Raw genomic sequence first — 20,924 nt, 5'->3', positions numbered from 1 at the left:
CGGCCGACCGCCTCCTCCGGACGACCGCCTCCTCCGGACGACCGCCTCCTCCGGACGACCGCCTCCTCCGGACGGCTGTTGCTTCCGGGCGGCTGTCGCCTCCGGACGGGTCGCCGCCTCCCGGATGGCTGCCTCCGGACGGGTCGCCGCCCCCCGGTCGGCCGCCGGCCCCGCCGCAACCCCGGCTGACCCGGGTGGCCCCCGCCGACCCCGGCGGCCGTGGGCCGGACGGCGGATGCGAGACTGGGCGCATGCCAGTGCTCGACCCGAACCCCCAGAACGGCCAGAAGAAGATGCTGATCGTCTTCGGCTCGTTCCTCGCCATCTTCGTGATCATCGCCGTCATCGCGACGATCGCCTCGCCATGACGTCCCGCTGAGGGCTTCGCCCGGCCGGGCGCGGCCCCCGCTCCCGCGGCGATGGTGGGGTTAACCCCCCTGTCCCCTAGGGGGTGAGGGTCAGGGTCAAGTGGGTGGATCACCGGATGGGACGGGGACCGCCGATTCCGTAGTTTCGAGAGGTGACCGCGCGACGCGGACCACGGACCACTCGAAGACGACCGGAGGCACCCATGTCGGCCCCCACGCTCACCCGGCCCCGTCCGACCGCCGCCCCGGCCCGTGTCGACACCCGGCTGCCCTGGTGGGCCCTCGCCCTCCCCACCCTCGCCTTCGTCACCCTGCTCGTTCTGATACTGAACCCGTCCGACGCCCACGCCGCCACCGGCGACCCCGCGATCACCCACCTCATCGAGCGCGTGCAGCTACTGCTCGCGCGCCAGCCGTGACGATCACGCCCCGGACGCGCTCCACACCCCGGGGACGAGCGGTGAAGCCGCATGTCAACTCCCTGCGCCCCATGGCCTGTTTCATGCGAAGCTGGGACGCATGAGCGTCGCAGAACCCCGCAGGATCGTCCTCTTCCGGCATGCGAAAGCCGACTGGCCACAGGTGAACGACCACGACCGACCGCTCGCCGAGCGGGGCCGAAAAGACGCGGCCGTCGCCGGACGCAAACTGGCCGACAGCGGCATCCCCTTCGACCTGGCTCTGTGCTCCACTTCGGTCCGCACCCGGGAGACGTGGAAGCTCGCCGTCCACGAGCTCCCCCACCGGCCTAAAACGGTCTACGAGGAGCGGATCTACGAAGCCTCCCCGGGCGAGCTGATCGCCCTGCTCAACGAGACCCCGGACGACGTACGCAACATCGTCCTGATCGGCCACAACCCGGGCGTCCACGCTCTCACCGAGATCCTGGCCGACTCGGCCGAGAGCGAGGCGCGCGAGCGGATGACGCGCCGCGGCTTCCCGGCCTCCTCCTTCGCCGTCCTCAGCTTCGACGGCTCCTGGAAGTCCCTGGAGCCCGCCGTGGCCCGGCTGACCGACTACTGGGAGCCCTCCGAGTAACCGCCCGGCACGCACGAGGGCCCGGCACGCACGAGGGCCCGGCACCACAGCGGCGCCGGGCCCTCTTCGCAGGGAGGTGCTACTCGGTGTGGGTCTCCGCCGCCTCGACCTCTTCGCGGGTGATGCCCAGCAGATACAGGACGGTGTCGAGGAACGGCACGTTCACCGCGGTGTGCGCCGCCTCCCGCACCACCGGCTTGGCGTTGAAGGCGACCCCGAGACCGGCCGCGTTGAGCATGTCCAGGTCGTTGGCGCCGTCACCGATCGCCACGGTCTGCGCGAGCGGTACGCCCGCCTCCGCGGCGAAGCGGCGCAGCAGCCGCGCCTTGCCCGCACGGTCCACGATCTCGCCGGTGACCCGGCCGGTCAGCTTCCCGTCGACGATCTCCAGCGTGTTGGCCTGGGCGAAGTCCAGCCCCAGCCGTTCCTTCAGATCGTCGGTGACCTGGGTGAAGCCGCCCGAGACGACACCCACCTGGTAGCCGAGTCGTTTCAGCGTCCGGATCAAGGTGCGCGCGCCCGGCGTCAGCCGCACCTCGGCGCGCACCTTGTCGACCACCGAGGCGTCCAGGCCCTCCAGCAGCGCCACACGCGCGTGCAGCGACTGCTCGAAGTCCAGCTCACCGAGCATCGCGGCCGCCGTCACCTCGGCGACCTGCTCCTCGCAGCCGGCGTGCGCGGCGAAGAGCTCGATCACCTCGTCCTGGATCAGCGTGGAGTCGACGTCCATGACGACCAGGCGCTGGGCGCGGCGGTGCAGACCCGCGTCCACGACGGCGACGTCCACACCCAGCGCGCCCGCGTCCGTGACCAGCGCGGTGCGCAGCGGCTCGGTCTCCACGCCGGAGATGGCGAACTCGACGGCCGTGACCGGGTACTTGGCGAGCCGGAAGATACGGTCGATGTTGCCGCCGGTCTTGGTGATCTTGGCGGCGATCGCGGCCGTGGCCTCCGCGGTGAGCGGATGGCCGAGCACGGTCACCAAGGAGCGGCCCAGACCACGCGGACGGTTGTCGCCGCGACCCGAGATGATCTCCGCCTGCATCTTGATCGACTCGGCCCAGCTGTGGACCGTGCGGCGGAGGTCGCCCTCCACGGACCGCGGCGGCGCGGTCACGAGCGCGCACAGCACCATCCGGCCACGGGTGACCACCTGCTCGATGTCGACGACGTCGACGGAGTAGGCCGCCAACGTGTCGAAGAGACCGGCCGTGATGCCCGGCCGGTCCTTGCCGAAGATCTTGACAAGGAGAGTGGGGGCATCAGAGGACGAGGTCGGCGAAGTCTGTGAAGCGCTCATGATGTATCCCACCGTATCCGGCACCCAGTGCCTTTCGCCGCAGAGGTCCGCCTAGCGGACACGGAACACTGGGCGAACCGGCGATGTCGGTCATGTGAAGACCCATCGTAAGCCGCCCCCCAAGCCACCTTCCCGCCGGCCGACCGAGCCGCCGGCGCGTCCGCCCGCGGGGCCGCCTGCCCACCGGAGCTGCCTGAGCGGCCGGCCGCGGAGCACCTGTCTCGCCACCGCAGGCGGCCAACCGAGCCGCCTGCGTCTCCGCTTATTGGAGCTGCCTGAGCGGCCGGCCGCGGAGCACTGCCTGGCCCCCCCACAGGGCCGCCTGCCTGGCCTCCCGCCGAGCCGACCGTCGGACTGCGGCCCGAGTCGACCGGGGGGCCGCCCGCGGAGCCGCCCGCCCGGCCGTCCGCCGAGCCGACTGCGGGGCCGCTGTTCGGGCCGACCGGGGGACCGCCGCCCAGGTCCGTCGGCGGAGCTGCCTGCCTGGCCGTCCGCCGAGCCGACCGTCGGACTGAGGCCCGAGTCGACCGTGGGGCCGCTGCCCCGGGCCGCCCGCTGAGCTGCTGCCCGGCCTCCCGCCGAGCCGACCGTCGGGCCGCCGCCCGAGCTGTCTGCCGGGCCGCCTGCCCGGCCGCCCGCTGGGCCGGTCACGAGGCCTCTCACCGAGGCCTTTCACCGAGACCTGTCATCGAGGCCGGTCACCGAGGCCTCTTGGGCCGCTTCGGCGGCAGCGGGGGAGGAGGCGGCGGAGGGGGCGGCGGCCCGTCGTCCCCTGAGGTGCCACCGGGCCGCTGCGGACCGGGGCCGACCGGCCCCACCACGGTCTCGGCGCCGTACACATCGCCCCGTCCCTCTCCGGACGCACGCCCCCACCCACCGGCACCCCGTCCCTCCCCAGCCGGCCGCCCAGGCTCACCCACACCCCGTCCCTCCTCGGACGGACGCCCCGCCTCACCGGCACCGCCCCCGTAGGGCAGCCCCTGACCGACCCCGCCGCGCCCTTGGCCCTCACCCGGGGAGACCCCGCCGTCTCGGCCGCCTCCGTACGGCGGCCGTGAGGGGTAGGGACCGCCGCCGCGCCCCTCACCCGCCGGTGTCTCACCCGGCCGCTTGTTTCCGTACGGCCACGGCTGCCCGGCCCCGCCACGCCCTTGCCCCCCGCCGGGCCGACCGCTGCCGCTCCCGTACGGCCGCGCCTGCCCGCCCCCTCCCTGCCCCGCCCCGGGCGCAGGCCCGCCCGGCCCGCCGCTTTCGTACCGCCCGGGCCGGCCCGTCCTGCCGGGTCCCTCGTCAGGGCGGGCGTCCTGGGGCTCCCGCAGTTCCTCCGGGACCTGGAGATACGGATTGGTCGCGGGGTTCGGTGCCCGATAGGAGGCACTCGGTGCGTAGGGCCCCTCCGCACCGGCGGTGTACCGCGCACGCCCGCCCTCGCCCACGTACTCCGGTCGCCCACCGGCCCCCGCCGTCACGTCACCCAGTGCCAGCGGCGCCGCCCGTCGCCCGGCCGCCCCCGTGGCGTACGCCAGCAACGCACCCGCGGCCCCCGCTCCGGCTCCCCACGCGGCACCGAGCAGCAGCGCCATGCCGAGGTGCGCGTGCAGTTCCACCCCCGCCCCGAACGCGTCGAACCCCAGGACGGACAGCGAGGCGTCCACGGACAACCCCGTCAGCGAGCCGAGCAACGGCAGAGCCAGCGCGGTCACGACCCCCAACCGCACCGCACACCGCCCGACGAAACCCCAGACCCCAGCCCCACGCCCACTCCCGAGCCCGGACTCCCGCCCGCCCCGCGCCGCCCAATCTCCGGTCCGCGCCGCTCCACCCGCGCCCGTCCCGGCACCCCCCGTCCGCGACGGACCACCGGACCCGGATGCGCCCCCTGCCGCTCCACCGACCTCACCCAGGCCCCTCCCCGCCCCAGCCCCACCCCCGGCCCCTGCACCCACCGCCGACGCCACCCCCACCGGCGTCCGCACCCCCACCAACACCCCCGCGAACAGCATCATCACCGCCGTGGCCACCCCCAGCAGCCACACCCGCCCCTCCAGCTCGGCCAGTCGGCCCAGCGTCACCGACTGGTCGGTCCCGACCCGCAGCAGGTTGTCCAGGGGATCCGGCAGCAGGTTCGTCAGGGCGCCGGTGGCCCGGCCGTCCCAGGGGACGAACAGGCCGATCGACACGCCCAGCCACACCCCGTTCGGTGCGCCGAGGAGTGCCGCTCCGGCGATCCGACGGGGATGCTCGTCGCCGATCGCCGCGTACGCGGCCGCCGCGAACCCGGCCGCCACGGCCACCAGCAGCACGGTGACGACGGCGGACACCGCGGGCCGCACGACCCGGTGCACGGCGTCCCAGCCGCGCGGCAGCGGGGTCCGGCGCGAGGCCAGCAGGGCGATCAGCAGGATCCCCGCCGACCAGAGGAGCCCGCCGAGCAGGGTGGGCGCCGTGTCGACGGTGAAGCCGACCGCCGCCTTCGCGTCGACGAGATCACCGAGCCGGTCCGGCAGCAGCCCCCCGATGTCCCCGACGTCCCCGAGCCCGGGAATCTCCAGGCCTCCGCCCCCACCGCTCCCGCCCCCGCCGACGCCGGGCAGGTCGTCCAGCCCCAGCGAGCCGCCGTCGAGCGTGATGACGTCGTGTCCCGCCCAGGCCAGCCCGCCCAGCATCGCCACGAACAGCACCACCACCGCGCCCGCCCGCGCGAGGAGTTCGGCCGGCGCGATCACAACTCCGGCCGCCCGCAGGGACCGTAGGAAGAACCACGACAGCAGCAGGGCGCCTACCAGGCTCACCCCCAATGGCGTGATCTCGATGGCGGTGTTCGCTTCGGCTCCCGTCAGGCCGAAGGCCGACACATCGCCCGACGGCGTGACCGAACCACCCGCCCCGAGCGCCACGACCGCCGCCGTCATCGGGCCCAACGAGCCCGCCGTGTCCGCCCCCAGCAGATGCAGGCCGAGCGCCGCCGTCCCCGCCATCCCGATCAAGGCCCAGCTCACCGCGGCGATCGCGGCCAGTCCCACGTCCACCCACGGCACGCTCCCGCCGTACTGCGCGCGCCTGTTGCTCTCCACCCCTGTGCCGGCACTCATGCAGACCCCCCGATCCGCGGCGCGGTTCGGCGAAGATCGCCGTTTCCGTCCCCCTCGCGTGCGTTTACCACTCTCCGGGGCGTTTTCAACCCCGTCAACGGGAACGGCCGATGTGCTCGTGCAAGCTCGTCACTAGGCCCGACTTTCGGTCAGGGGGCCGCTACTGAAATAGTTCCCGACGATGTTCGACATCCCTAGACTCCCTGTGATGGGGGTAACTCGGGGGACTACTCATGGGGCATGGAGTGCCGGAACTCGTACTGGAATTGAACGGACGCACCTGGACGCTCGATCCGTCCAGGCCATACACCCTCGGACGCGATCCGCAGGGGGACATCGTGTTCGAGGACGCCAGGGTCTCCTGGCGACACGCCACGGTCAGCTTCAACGGCCGCAGTTGGGTCATCGAGGACCACGGCAGCACGAACGGCACGTTCGTGCAGGGGCAGCGCATCAGCCAGTTGGAGATCGGCCCCGGCTCGGCGCTGCACCTGGGCAACGCGACCGACGGCCCGCGCGTGACCCTTTCGGGAACACAGGCGCCCGTCGCGCAGCCGCAGCAGCAGCCCTACGCCGCCCAGGCCGCGAATCCGGCCTGGGCCGGACAGCAGGCGCCACAGCCGCAGCCCGCGCAGGGCGGCTGGCAGCCGCCGCAACAGGCCGCGCCGCAGGTCCCGCAGCAGCAGGGGCCGAACGAGCAGTACGCACAGAAGACCCCCGGTGGTGGCGCGGGGGCGCCGCCGGTCTACGGCGACCGCAGCCCGACCACGTTCCACCAGTTCTCCCTCGGCCGTGTCATGCGCATCGGCCGTGCCCTGGAGAACGACCTGGTCGTCTCCGACCTGCAGGTCTCCCGCAACCACGCCGAGTTCCACTCGACGCCCGACGGGCGCATGGAGATCCGCGACCTCGGCTCGCACAACGGCACCTACGTCAACGGCCAGCCGATCCCCAAGGGCGGCTCGGTGCAGCTGGGCCCGACGGACATCGTCGGCGTCGGCCACTCGACGTTCCGGATCGTCGGCGACCGGCTCGAGGAGTTCGTCGACACCGGTGAGGTCTCCTTCTCCGCCCGCCACCTGACCGTCACGGTCGACGGCGGCAAGCAGATCCTCAAGGACGTCTCCTTCGGCGTCCCGGAGAAGTCGCTGATCGCGGTCATCGGACCGTCCGGTTCCGGCAAGTCGACGCTGCTCAAGGCGCTGACGGGCTACCGTCCCGCCAACCAGGGCGACGTCCTCTACGACAACCGCAACCTGTACAAGCAGTTCGCCGAGCTGCGCCAGCGCATCGGTCTGGTCCCGCAGGACGACATCCTGCACAAGGAACTGACCGTGAAGAAGGCCCTCAAGTACGCGGCCAAGCTCCGCTTCCCCGCCGACACCACCGGCGCCGAACGCGAGGCCCGCATCGACGAGGTGCTGCGCGAGCTGAAGCTGGACATCCACAAGGAGAAGAAGGTCACCTCCCTCTCCGGCGGCCAGCGCAAGCGTGTCTCGGTGGCCCTGGAGCTGCTCACCAAGCCGTCCCTGATCTTCCTGGACGAGCCCACCTCGGGCCTCGACCCGGGCATGGACCGCGACGTCATGCAGCTGCTGCGCGGCCTCGCCGACGACGGCCGTACGGTCCTCGTCGTCACCCACTCGGTGGCCGAGCTGGCGATCTGCGACAAGCTCCTGGTGATGGCCCCGGGCGGCGCGGTCGCCTACTTCGGCCCGCCGGAGGAGGCACTGAACTTCTTCGGCTACGACACCTGGGCCGACGTCTTCTCCGCCTTCGAGAACTACCGCGACTACGACTGGGCGGGCCGCTGGAAGGGCTCGCAGCACTACCAGATCTACGCCGCGGACATCGACGCCGTTGCGCCGCAGTCCGTACAGATGCCGCCCATGCAGGCGATGAAGCCACCGAAGCCGCAGGGCTGGATGTCCCAGTTCGTCACGCTGGTGCGCCGCTATGTGTCGGTGATCGCCTCGGACAAGGGCTTCCTCGCCCTGTCGCTGATCCTGCCGGTCGTCCTCGGCTCGGTGAGCCTGCTCATCGACTCCGGCAACAGCCTGCTGCCCAACCCGGTCAACCCGAAGACCGGCCGGATCATCCCCAACGGCACGGCCACCACCGTCCTGCTGATCCTCGCGGTCGGCGCCTGCTTCGCGGGCGCGGCGAACTCCGTCCGTGAGCTGATCAAGGAACGGGTCATCTACGAGCGTGAGCGTGCCACCGGCCTGTCGCGCTCGGCGTACCTGATGTCCAAGGTGTTCGTGCTCGGTCTGGTCACCGCGCTGCAGGGCCTGCTGGTCGGCGTCATCGGCTTCTCCAGCCGGGAGATCCCGGAGGAGGGCGTGGTCATCGGCAACACGCTGGTGGAACTGTGCCTGCCGATCATGGCGCTCGGCTTCACCTCGATGATGTTCGGCCTGATCATCTCCTCGCTGGTGAAGACGGCCGAGAAGACCATGCCGCTGCTGGTCATGTTCGCGATCATCCAGGTGGTCTTCACCGGCTGCCTGTTCGCCCTGGGCGGCTCGATCGGCGTCAACGAGTTCTCGTACCTGATGCCCTCGCGCTGGGCGGTCGGCGCGGCCGGCGCCACGCTGGACTTCAACAAGATCAGCCCGCCCAAGGACGGCGGCGACACCGACCCGCTGTGGGAGCACACCGTCGGCGCCTGGAGCATGGACATGGTCGCCCTGATCGTCCTCGGGGTGATCTGCGGCTTCTTCGTGGCCCGCTTCCTGCGCCGCCACGAGCCCGAGGTCATGCGCAAGTAGTCGCCTGTGGACGCCCCGAAGGGCGGCACCCCGTCAGGTGGGGTGCCGCCCTTCGGCGTCTGTGGTCGCGACAAAGGCTGCGCGCCGGCCTCAGTACGCGCTGTTGACGTTGTCCATCGAGCCGTACCGGTCGGCCGCGTAGTTGCAGGCGGCGGTGATGTTGGCGACCGGGTCGTAGATGTTCCAGGACGTGCCGGCGACGTGGTAGGCCTGGAAGGTCGGCGGGATGACCTGCAGCAGGCCCTTCGACGGGACGCCGTTGACGGCGTTGATGTCCCAGTCGTTGATCGCGTTCGGGTTGCCCGAGGACTCGCGCATGACGTTGCGCTTGATGCCGTCGTAGGAGCCCGGGATGCCGTGCTTCTTCATGATGTCGAGCGACTCACGGATCCAGCCGTCGAGGTTGTTGGCGTAGGTCTTGGCGGCGACCGCCTTCACCGCGGGCCGGTTCACGGAGCGGCTCACGGCTTCCTCGGCCTTGCGCTCGGCAGCGGCCTTCTTCGCGGCGGCGGCCTTCTTCGCGGCGGCCTCCGCGGCCGCCTTCTTCGCTGCGACGGCCTTCCGGGCGGCCTCGGCGGCGGCCGACTTCTTGGCCACGGCCTCGGCAGCGGCCTTCTTCTTCGCCTGGATGGCGTCGACCTTCAGGTTCGAGACGGCGAGCTGGTCCGTCACGCTGCCCTTCACATCCCGCACCGGCTCGGTGCTGTAGGCGACACGGGACGAGGACACGGCGTCCGTCGTGGTGGTGTGCGCGTCGGCCGGCACCACGGAGAAGGCGATGGCGGCGGCGCCGAGGGTGGCAGCGCCGGCGATCGCGATCTTGTGAGTGTTCTTGGGCATGGCGAATGACCTCTTCGTGAGAGCGCGGAGGTCGCTCGTCCGACGTTGGACACGGTGCTTCTGGCACGAACGAACGCCGCGGCGGAACCCGCGGCGCTGAGCGACGAGAGCAATTCTTAGCGGCCGCAAAATGCCCAGGCAAAGGTGTGACCTACGATCCCCGGTAGTGGATCAGGCAAGGGCAAAACGGGACAGACCAGACCGTCTGCCCCGTTCATGCGGGACCCTTTTCTCTCCTATTGCCCTTCGTACGTGATGTGTGCCCTATGCGCGGCCTCACATCGCCGCCGCCCCGTTCTCACTGGCAGTTGCTGGAGCAATGCGCTGTGTGAGTGCCCTCCGCCGGGAGGATGAGATGGACGTCCCCGAACTCGTGCCAGAGGTAGCGCCCCCGCAGCGCCTCCTCGTAGCCCCGGTCGATCGCCGCCCGCCCCGCCACCGCCTCCAGCATCAGCAGATGCGAGGCCTCCGGCTCGTGCAGCCCGGTCAGCAGCCCGTCCACCACCCGCACCCCGCGCCCGGGCGTGACCACGAGATCCGTCCACCCCTCACGCGCGCGTACGGCCCCGTCGGCCCCCGCCGCCGACTCCACCGCCCGCACCGCCGTCGTCCCCACGGCGACCACCCGCCCGTCCCCGGCCCTCGCGGCGTTGATCAACCGCGCCGACGCCTCCGGCACCGCGAACCGCTCCGGGTACGGCGGCTCGTGCACCTCCGCCGAGGCCACCCCGGTGTGCAGCGTGACCGGCGCGAACTGCACCCCCCGGCTCACCAGCTCCGCCACCAGTCCCGCCGTGAAGGGCCGCGCCGCACTCGGCATCTCCGCGCTGCCCGCACCGTCGGCCGTCGGCAGCGCGAACACCGTCTGGTACACGGACAACGGCTGGTCCCGCTCCGTATAGGAGTAACGAATGGGCCGCCCGTACCCCCGCAGAAGCTCCGGCACCCCACCGCTGCCCGCGCCCCCATGGCCCGACGCACCGCCCGCCACCCGCGCCCACCACAACCGCCCGCTCCCCGGGCTCAGCGGCTCCTCCAGCGTCAGCCGCAGACCCGCGGGCAGCCGTACCTCCGTCCCCGCGGGCCCTCCCGCACGCGCGCGCGTGGTCCCCTTTCCGTCCGGATCCCGCAGCTCCACCGCCCACCGGCCGGTGCCGCCGTGCGTGGAGTCCCCGCGGGTGGAGAAGTGCACCACCACACGCGCGTGCCCGATCCAACCGTCCACGGCCGCCGCCAGCGTCGGCGAGGTGTTCACCACCAGCAGATCCCCGGCCCGCAGCAGACACGGCAGCTCCCGGAACACGTGATGCGCCGGCTCCGTCCCCCGCGACACCAGCAGCCGTACGTCGTCCCGCCCCCGCCCCGGTCCGCGCTGCTCGGCCGGCACCCGCGCCGACAACTCCTCCGGCACCCTCACCGCCAGGGTCATCGCCCTCCCTCCAGCAGCGCCGGGGCCCCGTAGCGACCGCTCGCCGGACGCCCGTCCAGCAGCCGCAGGAAGGCCGGCACCACACTGCCTGGCGACGGCCGCGGACCGTCGTCGTCCGGTACGGCCGCCGCGTACAGGTCCGTGGCCATGTCCCCGGGGTCCACCGCCCACACCCGCAGCCCCGGCTCCTCCTCCCCGAGCACCGCCGCGAGGTGGTCCAGAGCCGCCTTCGACGCCCCGTAGCCGCCCCACGTCTCGTACGCCTCCGCGGCCGCGTCCGAGCTGACCGTGATCACCGCGCCCGCCGGAGCCGCCCGCAGCAGCGGCAGCGCCTCCTGGACCAGACCCAGCGCCGCCACCACGTTCACCTCCAGCGCCCGCCGCAGTCCCTCCAGCGGCAGCGCCTCCAGCCGCACCAGCGGCTCGGCGCCCAGCGCGCTCGCGTTGTTCACCACCAGATCGCACCCACCGAGCCCCGAGGCGGCCGCCACCAGCGCCGACCGGTGCGCCGGGTCCGTGACGTCTCCCGCCAGCGCCCGTACGTCCGCGCCGTGCGCCGCGACCCCGGCCGCCGTCTCCTTCAGCACGCCCTCGTTCCTGGCGTCCAGCACCAGATCCCAGCCCCGCACGGCCAGCGCCTCGGCCAGCGCCCGCCCCAGCCCTTTCGAGGCCCCCGTGATGATCGCTACCGGCATGACAACCGTCCCCTCGTCCGACCCGCCTCCGTCGGCGGTGCCCCCAACGTAGGAACCGGTCCCCGGGCCCCGCCTCGGACGCGGGACCGGGCCCGCCGGGGCCCTTCGACGTACGCCCGTACGCCCCCTCCCCGCGCCCTACGCCGCCGTACCGGGGACCTCCGACCTAGGTCCCCCGCCCCAGCCCGGGCCGTCACAGGTCGGATCCGCGGTGTCACAGCCCGCCGGTACCGTGAAGGCATGAGTCAAGGCCCCCGGTCCGGCCTCGCCGCGGTGAGCTCCGCGCTGCTGGCCATGAGCAGGCATCTCGAGGTGCGCGACGTCCTCAAGACGATCGTCGCCTCCGCCCGAGAGCTGCTGAACGCGCAGTACGCCGCGCTCGGCGTCCCGGACGACCACGGCGGCTTCGCCCAGTTCGTCGTCGACGGCGTCAGCGAGGAGCAGTGGAAGGCCATCGGCCCCCTGCCCCGCCAGCACGGCATCCTGGCCGCGATGCTCCAGGAGGCCCGCTTCGAGCGCCTGGCCGACGTCCGCAAGGACCCCCGCTTCGAGGGCTGGCCCTCCGCCCACCCCGACATGTCCGACTTCCTGGGCCTGCCCATCCGCGACGGCGACGAGGTCATCGGCGCCCTCTTCCTGGCCAACAAGAGGTGCCCCAAACCGGAGGGAAGCTGCGGCTTCACCGAGGACGACGAGGAACTGCTCACCATCCTCGCCCAGCACGCCGCCATCGCCCTCACCAACGCCCGCCTCTACGAGCGCAGCCGCGAACTGACCATCGCGGAGGAACGCTCCCGGCTGGCCCACGAACTGCACGACGCGGTGGCCCAGAAGCTGTTCTCCCTGCGCCTCACGGCACAGGCCGCCGCCGCCCTCGTTGACCGCGACCCCTCCCGGGCCAAGGGCGAGCTGCAGCAGGTCGCCACGCTCGCCGCCGAGGCCGCCGACGAACTGCGCGCAGCCGTCGTCGAGTTGCGCCCCGCGGCCCTCGACGAGGACGGCCTGGTCGCCACCCTGCGCACCCAGGTCCAGGTCCTCGACCGCGCCCACACCGCGCGCGTGACCTTCACCAGCCAGGGCGTGCGTGCCCTGCCCGCCGCCCAGGAGGAGGCCCTGCTGAGGGTCGCCCAGGAGGCCCTGCACAACGCCCTGCGCCACTCCGGCGCACAGCACGTCGAGGTGACCCTCCACAAGCGCGGCCCCGCCGCGCTCCTGCGCGTCACGGACGACGGCGTCGGCTTCGACCCCACGGCGATCCGCAGGGCAGGCCGCCACCTCGGCCTGGTGTCCATGCGGGACCGGGCGAGCGGGATCGGCGGCAGGCTGACGGTGGAATCGGCGCCCGGCAAGGGCACCACGATCGAGATGGAGGCCCCCGGTGGCTGACGCAATCAAGGTGCTGCTCGTCGACGACCACCAGGTCGTCCGCCGCGGCCTGCGCACGTTCCTGGAGGTCCAGGACGACATCGAGGTCGTCGGCGAGGCCGCCGACGGCGCCGAGGGAGTCGAGCGAGCCCAGGAACTGCAGCCCGACGTCGTCCTGATGGACGTCAAGATGCCCGGCATGGACGGCGTCGACGCCCTCCGCAGACTCCGCGAACTGGACAACCCCGCGCGCGTGCTGATCGTCACCAGCTTCACCGAACAGCGCACCGTGGTCCCCGCCCTGCGCGCGGGCGCCGCCGGTTACGTCTACAAGGACGTGGACCCCGACGCCCTGGCCGGCGCCATCCGCTCGGTCCACGCGGGCCACATCCTGCTCCAGCCGGAGGTCGCCGGCGCCCTGCTCTCCCAGGAGGAGGCCAACTCGGGCCAGGGCAGGGGCGGTTCCCTCACGGAACGCGAGCGCGAGGTGCTCGGCCTGATAGCCGACGGCCGCTCCAACCGCGAGATAGCCCGCGCCCTCGTCCTCTCCGAGAAGACCGTCAAGACGCATGTCTCGAACATCCTGATGAAACTCGACCTCGCCGACCGCACCCAGGCCGCGCTGTGGGCCGTACGCCACGGCGTGACCGGCTGAAACGCTCTCCGCACACCCCGACGCGGGCGGTGCCCTCCGCCCTACGGACGGCAACACGGAGGGTCTCCCTCCGGACTGAGATTCATACCGTCGTGGGAATGTCCCCCGAACGGCGCAACCCCCGGGGAGCCCCGCCGTTCTCCAGTGCGTGCTGCGGCGACTGCCGCGGCAATCGCTAGGAGGGCTCGAGAAGTGAAGAACCTGAAGAAGGCAGCGGCTGTGACGATGGTGGCCGGCGGCCTGGTGGCCGCGGGGGCCGGCATGGCCTCCGCCCACGGCGGCGCCACGGCCCTCGGCGAGGCCAAGGGCTCCCCGGGCGTCGGCTCGGGCAACACCATCCAGGCCCCGGTGCACGTGCCCGTCAACGTCGTCGGCAACAGCGTCAACGTGATCGGCGTGCTGAACCCGGCCTTCGGCAACCAGGGCGTCAACCACTGAAGCCCCGATGACCTCCGGCCTCCCCCGACCCCCATCGGGGGAGGCCGGTCTGCTGTCGCTCTGTTGCTTGGCTGCGGGCAGTCGTGCCGCTGGGGCGATGGGGGTCCCCCCGCTCGAGCGGAGCCGAGAGTGGGGGAGGGTGGGCGCAGCGGCACCCCGCTAGCGCGGGCAAGCGCCCCCACCCCCGGCCGGCACCGACCCCGGGTCACACATCCCCACCCTCACCTCACCGCCCCCCACGCTCCAGCTCCTCCACATAGGCGTTGTACGCGGCAACCTGCGCCCGCCGAGCCGTCCGCTCCACCGGCCGCAACGCCTCCGCCCGCGCCGCCATCTCCCCAGAACTCACCGCACCCCCATGCCCGCTCTCCCGAGCGAGCGACACCAGCAACCCCACCCGCTGCGCCAGCTCCAGCACCCGCACCGCCCGCGGCGGATACCCCGGCGCGAGCACCTCCCGCCCCTGCTCCGCCCGCGCCCGGTACGCGTCGATCGCCGCCTCCGCCACCGGCCCCGACCCCGCCACGTCCAGCTTCGACAGCACCGCCGTGGCCTCCCGCAACGCCTCCGCCAGCTCCCGCTCCGCCTCACCCAACGACGGCACGTCGGCCGGCGGAGCCTCCCGCACCGGCAGGCAGTGCCACACCACCTCGACATGCACATCACCGGCGGGCCCGGCCTCGGACACCTCCGGCACCAGTCCCAGCGCGGCCCCGTGACAGACCACCGCCTCCTCCGCCTCCAGCGCCCGCGCGTTGAACTCCGGCGGCCCGCTCAACCCCAGCGGATGCCCCGGCGCGGGCAGCGCCACCCGCAGCCCCCGCACCCCCAGCGCCCGCAGCCGCCCCAGCCCGAGCGTGAGCCCGACCGGCGCCGATTCGCCCGGCAGCCCCTCCACCCGGTGCACGGCGTCCTCCCCGACGACGGTGAGTACGGCGTCGTCCGGAGAGACAAGTCCGGCCAACAGGGCATTTCCCCAAGCGGCAAGGCGACCAGAGCGCGGTTCCGAGAGCATGCCCCCACCCTAAGGACCGGACCGATGGAACGGGGCGCCCGACCGGTGGCGTAGATTTTCCCGAGGGGCCGCGCCCACCCGCGCGCGGCGGTCCAGCCAGAGGCACCCGCGACAACCGAGACCGGCCACACTGCAAGGGGAGACAACGCGCTCATGAGCGATGTTCTGGAGCTTCAGGACGTATCGGTGGTCCGCGAGGGCAGGGCTCTGGTCGACCAGGTGTCGTGGTCGGTCAAGGAAGGCGAGCGCTGGGTCATCCTCGGCCCCAACGGAGCGGGCAAGACCACTCTCCTCAACATCGCCTCCACCTACCTCTTCCCCAGCTCGGGCACCGTCTCCGTCCTCGACGAGACCCTCGGCGCCCCCGGCACCGACGTCTTCGAGCTGCGCCCCCGCATCGGTGTGGCCGGTATCGCCCTCGCCGACAAGCTCCCCAAGCGCCAGACCGTCCTGCAGACCGTCCTCACGGCCGCGTACGGCATGACGGCCGCCTGGCAGGAGGAGTACGAGGACGTCGACGAGCAGCGCGCCCGCGCCTTCCTCGACCGCCTCGGCATGAGCGAGTACCTCGACCGGAAGTTCGGCACCCTCTCCGAGGGCGAGCGCAAGCGCACCCTCATCGCCCGCGCCCTGATGACCGACCCCGAGCTGCTGCTCCTCGACGAGCCCGCCGCCGGCCTCGACCTCGGCGGCCGCGAGGACCTCGTCCGCCGTCTCGGCCGCCTGGCCCGCGACCCCATCGCCCCCTCGATGATCATGGTCACCCACCATGTCGAGGAGATCGCCCCCGGCTTCACCCACGTCCTCATGATCCGCCAGGGCAAGGTCCTCGCCGCGGGCCCGGTCGAACTCGAACTCACCTCCCGCAACCTCTCCCTCTGCTTCGGCCTCCCGCTCGTCGTGGAACAGGTCGGCGACCGTTGGACCGCCCAGGGCCTGCCCCTGTCCTGACCCCCTGTGCGCCCTGTCCGCGACGGGACATACGGCCCTACCATGACCGTGTGAACGACATCGACGCGTGGGTGTGGTGGCTCGTCGGCGCGGCAGCGCTCGGAATCCCGCTCGTGGTCACCGCGATGCCGGAGTTCGGCATGCTCGCGGTCGGCGCTGTGGCCGCCGCGATCGGCGCCGGCCTCGGCCTCGGCGTCGTCGCCCAGGTGCTCGTCTTCATCGTCGTCTCGGTCGCCCTCATCGCCGTGGTGCGGCCGATCGCGGCTCGTCACAGCGCACAACGCCCCCAACTCGCCACAGGAGTGGACGCGTTGAAGGGCAAACAGGCCGTCGTGCTGGAGCGCGTCGACGGTTCCGGGAACGGCCGGATCAAGCTCGCCGGAGAGATCTGGTCGGCCCGCTCCCTCGACACCGACCGGGCCTACGAAGTCGGGGAGGAAGTCGACGTCGTGGAGATCGAGGGGGCCACGGCGATCGTCATCTGACCTTGCACAACTCCCGCACGACGCAAGTGAGGCGAAGACCTCCCGAGGTAGGCGACGGTCTGTCAGACTCGACCAGCAAGATCTTCACAACCATAGGATCTTCCGAAAGCGCTCGAGGCGGACAAGCGGAGAAGGGGACGGGGACGCACGATGGAACCGGTCATCATCGTCTTGATCATTCTGGTGGTGTTGGTCTTCATCGCCCTGATCAAGACGATCCAGGTCATCCCACAGGCGAGCGCCGCCATCGTCGAGCGCTTCGGCCGTTACACGCGGACACTGAACGCGGGCCTCAACATCGTCGTCCCGTTCATCGACACCATCCGCAACCGCATCGACCTGCGTGAACAGGTCGTGCCGTTCCCGCCGCAGCCGGTGATCACCCAGGACAACCTGGTGGTCAACATCGACACCGTCATCTACTACCAGGTGACCGACGCGCGGGCCGCGACCTACGAGGTCGCCAGCTACATCCAGGCGATCGAGCAGCTCACCGTCACCACGCTGCGCAACATCATCGGTGGCATGGACCTGGAGCGCACCCTGACCTCCCGCGAGGAGATCAACGCGGCCCTGCGCGGCGTCCTCGACGAGGCCACCGGCAAGTGGGGCATCCGTGTCAACCGCGTGGAACTGAAGGCGATCGAGCCCCCGACCTCCATCCAGGACTCGATGGAGAAGCAGATGCGCGCCGACCGTGACAAGCGCGCCGCGATCCTCACCGCCGAAGGTACGCGCCAGGCCGCGATCCTCACCGCGGAGGGCGAGAAGCAGTCCCAGATCCTGCGCGCCGAGGGTGAGGCCAAGGCCGCCGCCCTGCGCGCCGAGGGCGAGGCCCAGGCCGTCCGCACGGTCTTCGAGGCCATCCACGCCGGCGACCCCGACCAGAAGCTCCTCAGCTACCAGTACCTCCAGATGCTCCCCAAGATCGCCGAAGGCGACGCCAACAAGCTCTGGATCGTCCCCAGCGAGATCGGCGACGCCCTCAAGGGTCTCTCCGGCGCCATGGGCAACTTCGGCGCCATGGGCGGCGGTTCCGGCAACGGCGGCTCGGACAAGAAGATCCCCGAACGCCGAGAGAAGCCGTCGATCGACTGACCCGGTACACATGGGTGGGGCCCGGCTCCTCGGAGCCGGGCCCCACCCATGTCTGCCTCTGTCTGCCTCACGCGGCGTCGAGGCTCAGCCACTCCGGCAGCGCGGCCAAGTCGTCCTGGCCCAGCGCCAGCAGCATCGCGTCCTGCGGAGTCGGCTCGAACGGCGCCCGCAGCAACGGCATCCCCGCCTGCTCCGGAGTCCGGTCCGCCTTACGGTGGTTGTCCTCCGAGCAGGACGCCACCGTGTTCAGCCAGGTGTCCTGACCGCCCTGGGCCCGCGGCACCACATGGTCCACCGTGGTCGCCCGGCGACCGCAGTACGCGCACCGGTGCCGGTCCCTGACCAGGACACCCCGCCTCGACCACGGGGCTTGTCTTCGGAACGGCACCCGTACGTACCTGCACAGCCTGATCACCCGGGGCGCGGGTATGTCGACCTCGGCGCCCCGCATACGCAGTTCGGGGTGGGCCTGCTCGACGACGGCCTTGTCCTGCAGCACCAGAACGACAGCTCGATTCAACGTCACCGTAGACAGCGGCTCGAAGCTCGCGTTCAGGACCAACGTGTCACGCATCCAGCCCACCTCCCCATTGCATCTGCCCACCCCCCGGCGGGCTTGGATCAACTCTGGACGGGCGCGCCGAGATGGACAACGCAATAAAAAATGCCCGCCTCTGATCACTTCCAAGACCAGAGACGGGCAAACGTTCAATGAACGATGAGCTGACTCATCCCTTCGTGGGATTCTCGTACTCACCGACCAGTTGAGCGCGAGCGATCGCGTGGAACCGCAGGTTGAACCCGACGGCGGCGGGGGAGGCGTCGGCGTCCGGACCGAGCTTCTCCTGGTCCACCGCGTACACCGTGAAGACGTACCGGTGCGGCCCGTCCCCGGGCGGCGGCGCGGCACCGCCGAACTCCTTGCCGCCGTAGTCGTTGCGCGCCTGTACGGCGCCCGCCGGCAGCCCCTCGAACTTGCCGCTGCCCGCACCCACCGGCAGCTCGGTCACCGAGGCCGGGATGTCGAACAGCACCCAGTGCCAGAACCCACTGCCCGTCGGAGCGTCCGGGTCGTAGCAGGTCACGGCGAAGCTCTTGGTCTCGGCCGGGAAGCCCTCCCACCGCAGCTGCGGCGAGGTGTTCCCCTCCGCGTAGACCTGCGCGTCCTTGAGTGTCGCGCCCTCCTGCACGTCCTCACTCGTGACCGTGAACGACGGCACCGGCGGATGGAAGTCGTGGGGCAGCGGCCGCCTCTTCAGCTCGGTCACCTCGACACCTCCTGATCATCGGGAACGAATCCAAGGGCGAGCCTACGACTTTCACGCCGTCAGATACGGAAGGCCCGGATCACCTCACGGTGTCCGGGCCCTCTCACTCACTCAGAACCAGTTGCGCTTGCTGCCGACCTCGGACAGCCACTGGTTGAGGTAGGCCGTCCAGTCGGTGCCCTGGTAGTCGTTCAGGCCGACCTGGAAGGAGCGGAAGGTGTCGCTGCCCTCGCTGAACAGCCCCGGCTTCTTGTCCATCTCCAGCACGACGTCCATCGCGTGCTCGTCGGCCACGAAGCTCAGCTCGACCTGGTTCAGCCCCCGGTACTGCGACGGCGGCAGGAACTCGATCTCCTGGTAGAACGGCAGCTTCTGCCGCGTACCCCGGATGTGCCCGCGCTCCATGTCCGCGTTCTTGAACCGGAAGCCCAGCTGGATGAAGGCGTCCAGGATCGCCTTCTGCGCCGGCAGCGGGTGCACGTTGACCGGGTCGAGGTCACCGGAGTCCACGGCCCGCGCGATCGCCAGCTCGGTCGTCACACCGATGTGCATCCCGCGCAGCGCCTGCCCGTCGATCATCGTGATCGGCGTCTCCCACGGGATCTCCAGCCCGAACGGCACCGCGTGCACCGCACCGGCCTGCAGCTCGAAGGCACCGCCCAGCTGCAGCTTGGTGAACTCGATGTCCTGCTTGTACTCCTGGTCGCCGCTCTCGACCTCGACCTTGGCCTGCAGCCCGACGGACAGTCCTTCGATGTTCTGGTTGACGGAACCGCCCTGGATCCGCACCTCGCCCTGGACGACACCGCCCGGGACGACGTTGACCTCCGTCAGCACCGTCTCGACCGAAGCCCCGCCGGCCCCCAGACTCGCGAGCAGCTTCTTGAACGCCATGACTCTCCCTACTAGGACTACTTGCATCCGGGATCCCTTGATCCCTACAAACGCGATCCGGCCGTGGCCGGTTCCGCGTTCCACACCCTGGCAAGCCGAGTGCCCGCTGACCACCCCGACGCACCCCTCGATCTCCACTACGCTCGGAGGGCATGATCGCGACCCCCGACCGTACGCCCCTCCCCAGGGCCTTCTTCGACCGCCCTGTCCTGGAGGTGGCCCCCGACCTCCTCGGCCGCCTCCTCGTGCGGACGACCCCCGACGGTCCGATCACCCTCCGCCTCACGGAGGTCGAGGCCTACGACGGCCCGAACGACCCCGGCTCCCACGCCTACCGTGGCCGCACCGCCCGCAACGACGTGATGTTCGGTCCCCCCGGCCATGTGTACGTCTACTTCACCTACGGCATGTGGCACTGCATGAACCTCGTCTGCGGCCCCGACGGCCGGGCGAGTGCCGTCCTGCTCCGCGCCGGCGAGGTGGTCGAGGGCGCCGAGCTGGCTCGCAAACGTCGACTCTCGGCCCGTTATGACAAGGAACTGGCCAAAGGCCCGGCCCGTCTGGCCGCCGCTCTGGACGTGGACCGAGCCCTCGACGGCACGGACGCGTGCACCCCCGGCGAGACCCCGCTGAGAATGCTGACCGGCACCCCCGTGCCCTCCGACCAGGTACGCAACGGCCCGCGCACCGGAGTCGCCGGCGAGGGCGGAAACGGCGACGTCCATCCCTGGCGCTTCTGGGTGGCCGACGACCCCACGGTGAGCCCTTATCGGGCCCATGTACCCCGGCGCCGCCGAAGTTGACTCGCCCTTGACGGGGGCGTAACGTAGCCCGAGCCGCTTGAACCGGGTACGGCATTCGCCAGCAGCCGGAAGCGGCCAACCCACTACCTACGACATCCCTCAGCGGGGGCGATTTTGGCATGCCTGCATGCCCGAATTCGACTCGAAGGAACTCGATTATGAGTTGCCGAGGGAATCGGCTAACGTAGTGAATGTCGAAAGGCCGACGAGCGAAAGCCCAAAGCCTCAGACAAATCCCGCCGACCGGGAATCGGACGCCGAAAGGATCTGATAGAGTCGGAAACGCAAGACCGAAGGGAAGCGCCCGGAGGAAAGCCTGAGAGAGTCTCTCGGGTGAGTACAAAGGAAGCGTCCGTTCCTTGAGAACTCAACAGCGTGCCAAAAATCAACGCCAGATATGTTGATACCCCGTCCCCGGC

The 20,924-nt window shown here is 71.2% G+C and carries 20 protein-coding genes; 11 read left to right on the top strand and 9 right to left on the bottom strand.

Features of this window, described 5'->3' with window-relative positions; all coding sequences use genetic code 11:
* Nucleotides 1–251 precede the first annotated feature (251 nt).
* The 3 genes from ACIRF9_RS04485 (at nucleotide 252) to ACIRF9_RS04475 (ending at nucleotide 1,406) form a co-directional block, all read left to right on the top strand.
* Nucleotides 252–368, top strand: coding sequence for an SGM_5486 family transporter-associated protein (locus ACIRF9_RS04485; protein ID WP_107055787.1), 117 nt, complete (start codon nucleotides 252–254; stop codon nucleotides 366–368).
* 203 nt (nucleotides 369–571) lie between these two features.
* Nucleotides 572–787, top strand: a complete 216-nt coding sequence (locus ACIRF9_RS04480; RefSeq protein WP_403816208.1) for a hypothetical protein — start codon at nucleotides 572–574, stop codon at nucleotides 785–787.
* 100 nt (nucleotides 788–887) lie between these two features.
* On the top strand, nucleotides 888–1,406 hold the full coding sequence (locus ACIRF9_RS04475; RefSeq protein WP_403816205.1) for a SixA phosphatase family protein: 519 nt from the start codon (nucleotides 888–890) through the stop codon (nucleotides 1,404–1,406).
* Nucleotides 1,407–1,485: 79 nt separating this feature from the next.
* On the opposite strand, the gene serB is transcribed toward ACIRF9_RS04475, so the two are convergent.
* On the bottom strand, nucleotides 1,486–2,706 hold the full coding sequence (gene serB / locus ACIRF9_RS04470; RefSeq protein ID WP_403816202.1) for a phosphoserine phosphatase SerB: 1,221 nt from the start codon (nucleotides 2,704–2,706) through the stop codon (nucleotides 1,486–1,488).
* Between the two features lie 698 nt (nucleotides 2,707–3,404).
* Complete coding sequence (locus ACIRF9_RS04465) at nucleotides 3,405–5,798, bottom strand: streptophobe family protein (RefSeq protein WP_403816199.1); 2,394 nt, start codon at nucleotides 5,796–5,798, stop codon at nucleotides 3,405–3,407.
* 233 nt (nucleotides 5,799–6,031) lie between these two features.
* Between ACIRF9_RS04465 and ACIRF9_RS04460 the strand changes: the two genes are divergently transcribed.
* Entirely contained in the window at nucleotides 6,032–8,569 is a 2,538-nt protein-coding gene (locus ACIRF9_RS04460; RefSeq protein WP_403816196.1) for an FHA domain-containing protein, read from the top strand.
* Nucleotides 8,570–8,659: 90 nt separating this feature from the next.
* On the opposite strand, the gene ACIRF9_RS04455 is transcribed toward ACIRF9_RS04460, so the two are convergent.
* The 3 genes from ACIRF9_RS04455 to ACIRF9_RS04445 form a co-directional block, all read right to left on the bottom strand.
* The gene (locus tag ACIRF9_RS04455) at nucleotides 8,660–9,409 is read right to left on the bottom strand and encodes a transglycosylase SLT domain-containing protein (RefSeq protein ID WP_403816193.1); all 750 of its coding nucleotides are present in this window, start codon (nucleotides 9,407–9,409) and stop codon (nucleotides 8,660–8,662) included.
* A gap of 298 nt (nucleotides 9,410–9,707) precedes the next feature.
* Entirely contained in the window at nucleotides 9,708–10,838 is a 1,131-nt protein-coding gene (locus ACIRF9_RS04450) for an S-adenosylmethionine:tRNA ribosyltransferase-isomerase (RefSeq protein ID WP_403816190.1), read from the bottom strand.
* Nucleotides 10,835–11,533, bottom strand: a complete 699-nt coding sequence (locus tag ACIRF9_RS04445; protein ID WP_403816187.1) for an SDR family NAD(P)-dependent oxidoreductase — start codon at nucleotides 11,531–11,533, stop codon at nucleotides 10,835–10,837. Before ACIRF9_RS04445 ends, ACIRF9_RS04450 begins: the two co-directional genes overlap by 4 nt.
* A gap of 240 nt (nucleotides 11,534–11,773) precedes the next feature.
* Between ACIRF9_RS04445 and ACIRF9_RS04440 the strand changes: the two genes are divergently transcribed.
* From ACIRF9_RS04440 to ACIRF9_RS04430, 3 genes are all read left to right on the top strand, one after another.
* The gene (locus tag ACIRF9_RS04440; protein WP_403816184.1) at nucleotides 11,774–12,919 is read left to right on the top strand and encodes a GAF domain-containing sensor histidine kinase; all 1,146 of its coding nucleotides are present in this window, start codon (nucleotides 11,774–11,776) and stop codon (nucleotides 12,917–12,919) included.
* On the top strand, nucleotides 12,912–13,553 hold the full coding sequence (locus ACIRF9_RS04435; protein ID WP_403816181.1) for a response regulator: 642 nt from the start codon (nucleotides 12,912–12,914) through the stop codon (nucleotides 13,551–13,553). The genes ACIRF9_RS04440 and ACIRF9_RS04435 overlap by 8 nt, the downstream gene beginning before the upstream one ends.
* A 192-nt stretch (nucleotides 13,554–13,745) precedes the next feature.
* Nucleotides 13,746–13,991 carry a chaplin gene (locus ACIRF9_RS04430; protein WP_403816178.1) on the top strand — a complete coding sequence of 82 codons (246 nt, stop codon included), beginning with the start codon at nucleotides 13,746–13,748 and terminating at the stop codon, nucleotides 13,989–13,991.
* A gap of 226 nt (nucleotides 13,992–14,217) precedes the next feature.
* Here the strand turns inward: ACIRF9_RS04430 and ACIRF9_RS04425 are convergent, their stop codons facing one another.
* On the bottom strand, nucleotides 14,218–15,006 hold the full coding sequence (locus ACIRF9_RS04425) for a hypothetical protein (protein ID WP_403816175.1): 789 nt from the start codon (nucleotides 15,004–15,006) through the stop codon (nucleotides 14,218–14,220).
* Nucleotides 15,007–15,159: 153 nt separating this feature from the next.
* On the opposite strand from ACIRF9_RS04425, the gene ACIRF9_RS04420 reads away from it, so the two are divergent.
* From ACIRF9_RS04420 to ACIRF9_RS04410, 3 genes are all read left to right on the top strand, one after another.
* On the top strand, nucleotides 15,160–15,957 hold the full coding sequence (locus tag ACIRF9_RS04420; RefSeq protein ID WP_403816172.1) for an ABC transporter ATP-binding protein: 798 nt from the start codon (nucleotides 15,160–15,162) through the stop codon (nucleotides 15,955–15,957).
* Nucleotides 15,958–16,007: 50 nt separating this feature from the next.
* Nucleotides 16,008–16,442 carry an NfeD family protein gene (locus ACIRF9_RS04415; protein ID WP_403816169.1) on the top strand — a complete coding sequence of 145 codons (435 nt, stop codon included), beginning with the start codon at nucleotides 16,008–16,010 and terminating at the stop codon, nucleotides 16,440–16,442.
* A 150-nt stretch (nucleotides 16,443–16,592) separates the two neighbouring features.
* On the top strand, nucleotides 16,593–17,540 hold the full coding sequence (locus tag ACIRF9_RS04410; protein ID WP_055638678.1) for an SPFH domain-containing protein: 948 nt from the start codon (nucleotides 16,593–16,595) through the stop codon (nucleotides 17,538–17,540).
* Nucleotides 17,541–17,607: 67 nt separating this feature from the next.
* Here the strand turns inward: ACIRF9_RS04410 and ACIRF9_RS04405 are convergent, their stop codons facing one another.
* From ACIRF9_RS04405 to ACIRF9_RS04395, 3 genes are all read right to left on the bottom strand, one after another.
* On the bottom strand, nucleotides 17,608–18,114 hold the full coding sequence (locus tag ACIRF9_RS04405; protein WP_403816165.1) for an HNH endonuclease: 507 nt from the start codon (nucleotides 18,112–18,114) through the stop codon (nucleotides 17,608–17,610).
* A 154-nt stretch (nucleotides 18,115–18,268) separates the two neighbouring features.
* On the bottom strand, nucleotides 18,269–18,808 hold the full coding sequence (locus ACIRF9_RS04400; protein WP_403816163.1) for a YbhB/YbcL family Raf kinase inhibitor-like protein: 540 nt from the start codon (nucleotides 18,806–18,808) through the stop codon (nucleotides 18,269–18,271).
* A 111-nt stretch (nucleotides 18,809–18,919) separates the two neighbouring features.
* Nucleotides 18,920–19,702 (bottom strand): sporulation protein, encoded by a 783-nt coding sequence (locus ACIRF9_RS04395; protein WP_403816160.1) that lies wholly within the window; start codon nucleotides 19,700–19,702, stop codon nucleotides 18,920–18,922.
* A 152-nt stretch (nucleotides 19,703–19,854) separates the two neighbouring features.
* Here ACIRF9_RS04395 and ACIRF9_RS04390 point away from each other — a divergent pair, with 152 nt between their 5' ends.
* On the top strand, nucleotides 19,855–20,505 hold the full coding sequence (locus ACIRF9_RS04390) for a DNA-3-methyladenine glycosylase (protein ID WP_403816157.1): 651 nt from the start codon (nucleotides 19,855–19,857) through the stop codon (nucleotides 20,503–20,505).
* The last annotated feature ends 419 nt before the right edge of the window (nucleotides 20,506–20,924 follow it).

This window comes from Streptomyces sp. NPDC096132 (genome assembly GCF_044763345.1).
Lineage (GTDB): Bacteria > Actinomycetota > Actinomycetes > Streptomycetales > Streptomycetaceae > Streptomyces.
The sequence above is the reverse complement of the archived record's forward strand: the minus strand, read 5'-3'. Positions and strand labels throughout refer to the sequence as shown.

What these genes read in the sequence shown, in the direction of transcription:
- ACIRF9_RS04485 (WP_107055787.1), top strand. Translation starts at nt 252, where the DNA reads ATGCCAGTGCTCGACCCGAACCCCCAGAACGGCCAGAAGAAGATGCTG.
- serB (WP_403816202.1), bottom strand. Translation starts at nt 2,706, where the DNA reads ATGAGCGCTTCACAGACTTCGCCGACCTCGTCCTCTGATGCCCCCACT.
- ACIRF9_RS04450 (WP_403816190.1), bottom strand. Translation starts at nt 10,838, where the DNA reads ATGACCCTGGCGGTGAGGGTGCCGGAGGAGTTGTCGGCGCGGGTGCCG.
- ACIRF9_RS04440 (WP_403816184.1), top strand. Translation starts at nt 11,774, where the DNA reads ATGAGTCAAGGCCCCCGGTCCGGCCTCGCCGCGGTGAGCTCCGCGCTG.
- ACIRF9_RS04405 (WP_403816165.1), bottom strand. Translation starts at nt 18,114, where the DNA reads ATGCGTGACACGTTGGTCCTGAACGCGAGCTTCGAGCCGCTGTCTACG.
- ACIRF9_RS04410 (WP_055638678.1), top strand. Translation starts at nt 16,593, where the DNA reads ATGGAACCGGTCATCATCGTCTTGATCATTCTGGTGGTGTTGGTCTTC.
- ACIRF9_RS04465 (WP_403816199.1), bottom strand. Translation starts at nt 5,798, where the DNA reads ATGAGTGCCGGCACAGGGGTGGAGAGCAACAGGCGCGCGCAGTACGGC.
- ACIRF9_RS04445 (WP_403816187.1), bottom strand. Translation starts at nt 11,533, where the DNA reads ATGCCGGTAGCGATCATCACGGGGGCCTCGAAAGGGCTGGGGCGGGCG.
- ACIRF9_RS04475 (WP_403816205.1), top strand. Translation starts at nt 888, where the DNA reads ATGAGCGTCGCAGAACCCCGCAGGATCGTCCTCTTCCGGCATGCGAAA.
- ACIRF9_RS04420 (WP_403816172.1), top strand. Translation starts at nt 15,160, where the DNA reads ATGAGCGATGTTCTGGAGCTTCAGGACGTATCGGTGGTCCGCGAGGGC.
- ACIRF9_RS04480 (WP_403816208.1), top strand. Translation starts at nt 572, where the DNA reads ATGTCGGCCCCCACGCTCACCCGGCCCCGTCCGACCGCCGCCCCGGCC.
- ACIRF9_RS04455 (WP_403816193.1), bottom strand. Translation starts at nt 9,409, where the DNA reads ATGCCCAAGAACACTCACAAGATCGCGATCGCCGGCGCTGCCACCCTC.
- ACIRF9_RS04395 (WP_403816160.1), bottom strand. Translation starts at nt 19,702, where the DNA reads ATGGCGTTCAAGAAGCTGCTCGCGAGTCTGGGGGCCGGCGGGGCTTCG.
- ACIRF9_RS04425 (WP_403816175.1), bottom strand. Translation starts at nt 15,006, where the DNA reads ATGCTCTCGGAACCGCGCTCTGGTCGCCTTGCCGCTTGGGGAAATGCC.
- ACIRF9_RS04390 (WP_403816157.1), top strand. Translation starts at nt 19,855, where the DNA reads ATGATCGCGACCCCCGACCGTACGCCCCTCCCCAGGGCCTTCTTCGAC.
- ACIRF9_RS04460 (WP_403816196.1), top strand. Translation starts at nt 6,032, where the DNA reads ATGGGGCATGGAGTGCCGGAACTCGTACTGGAATTGAACGGACGCACC.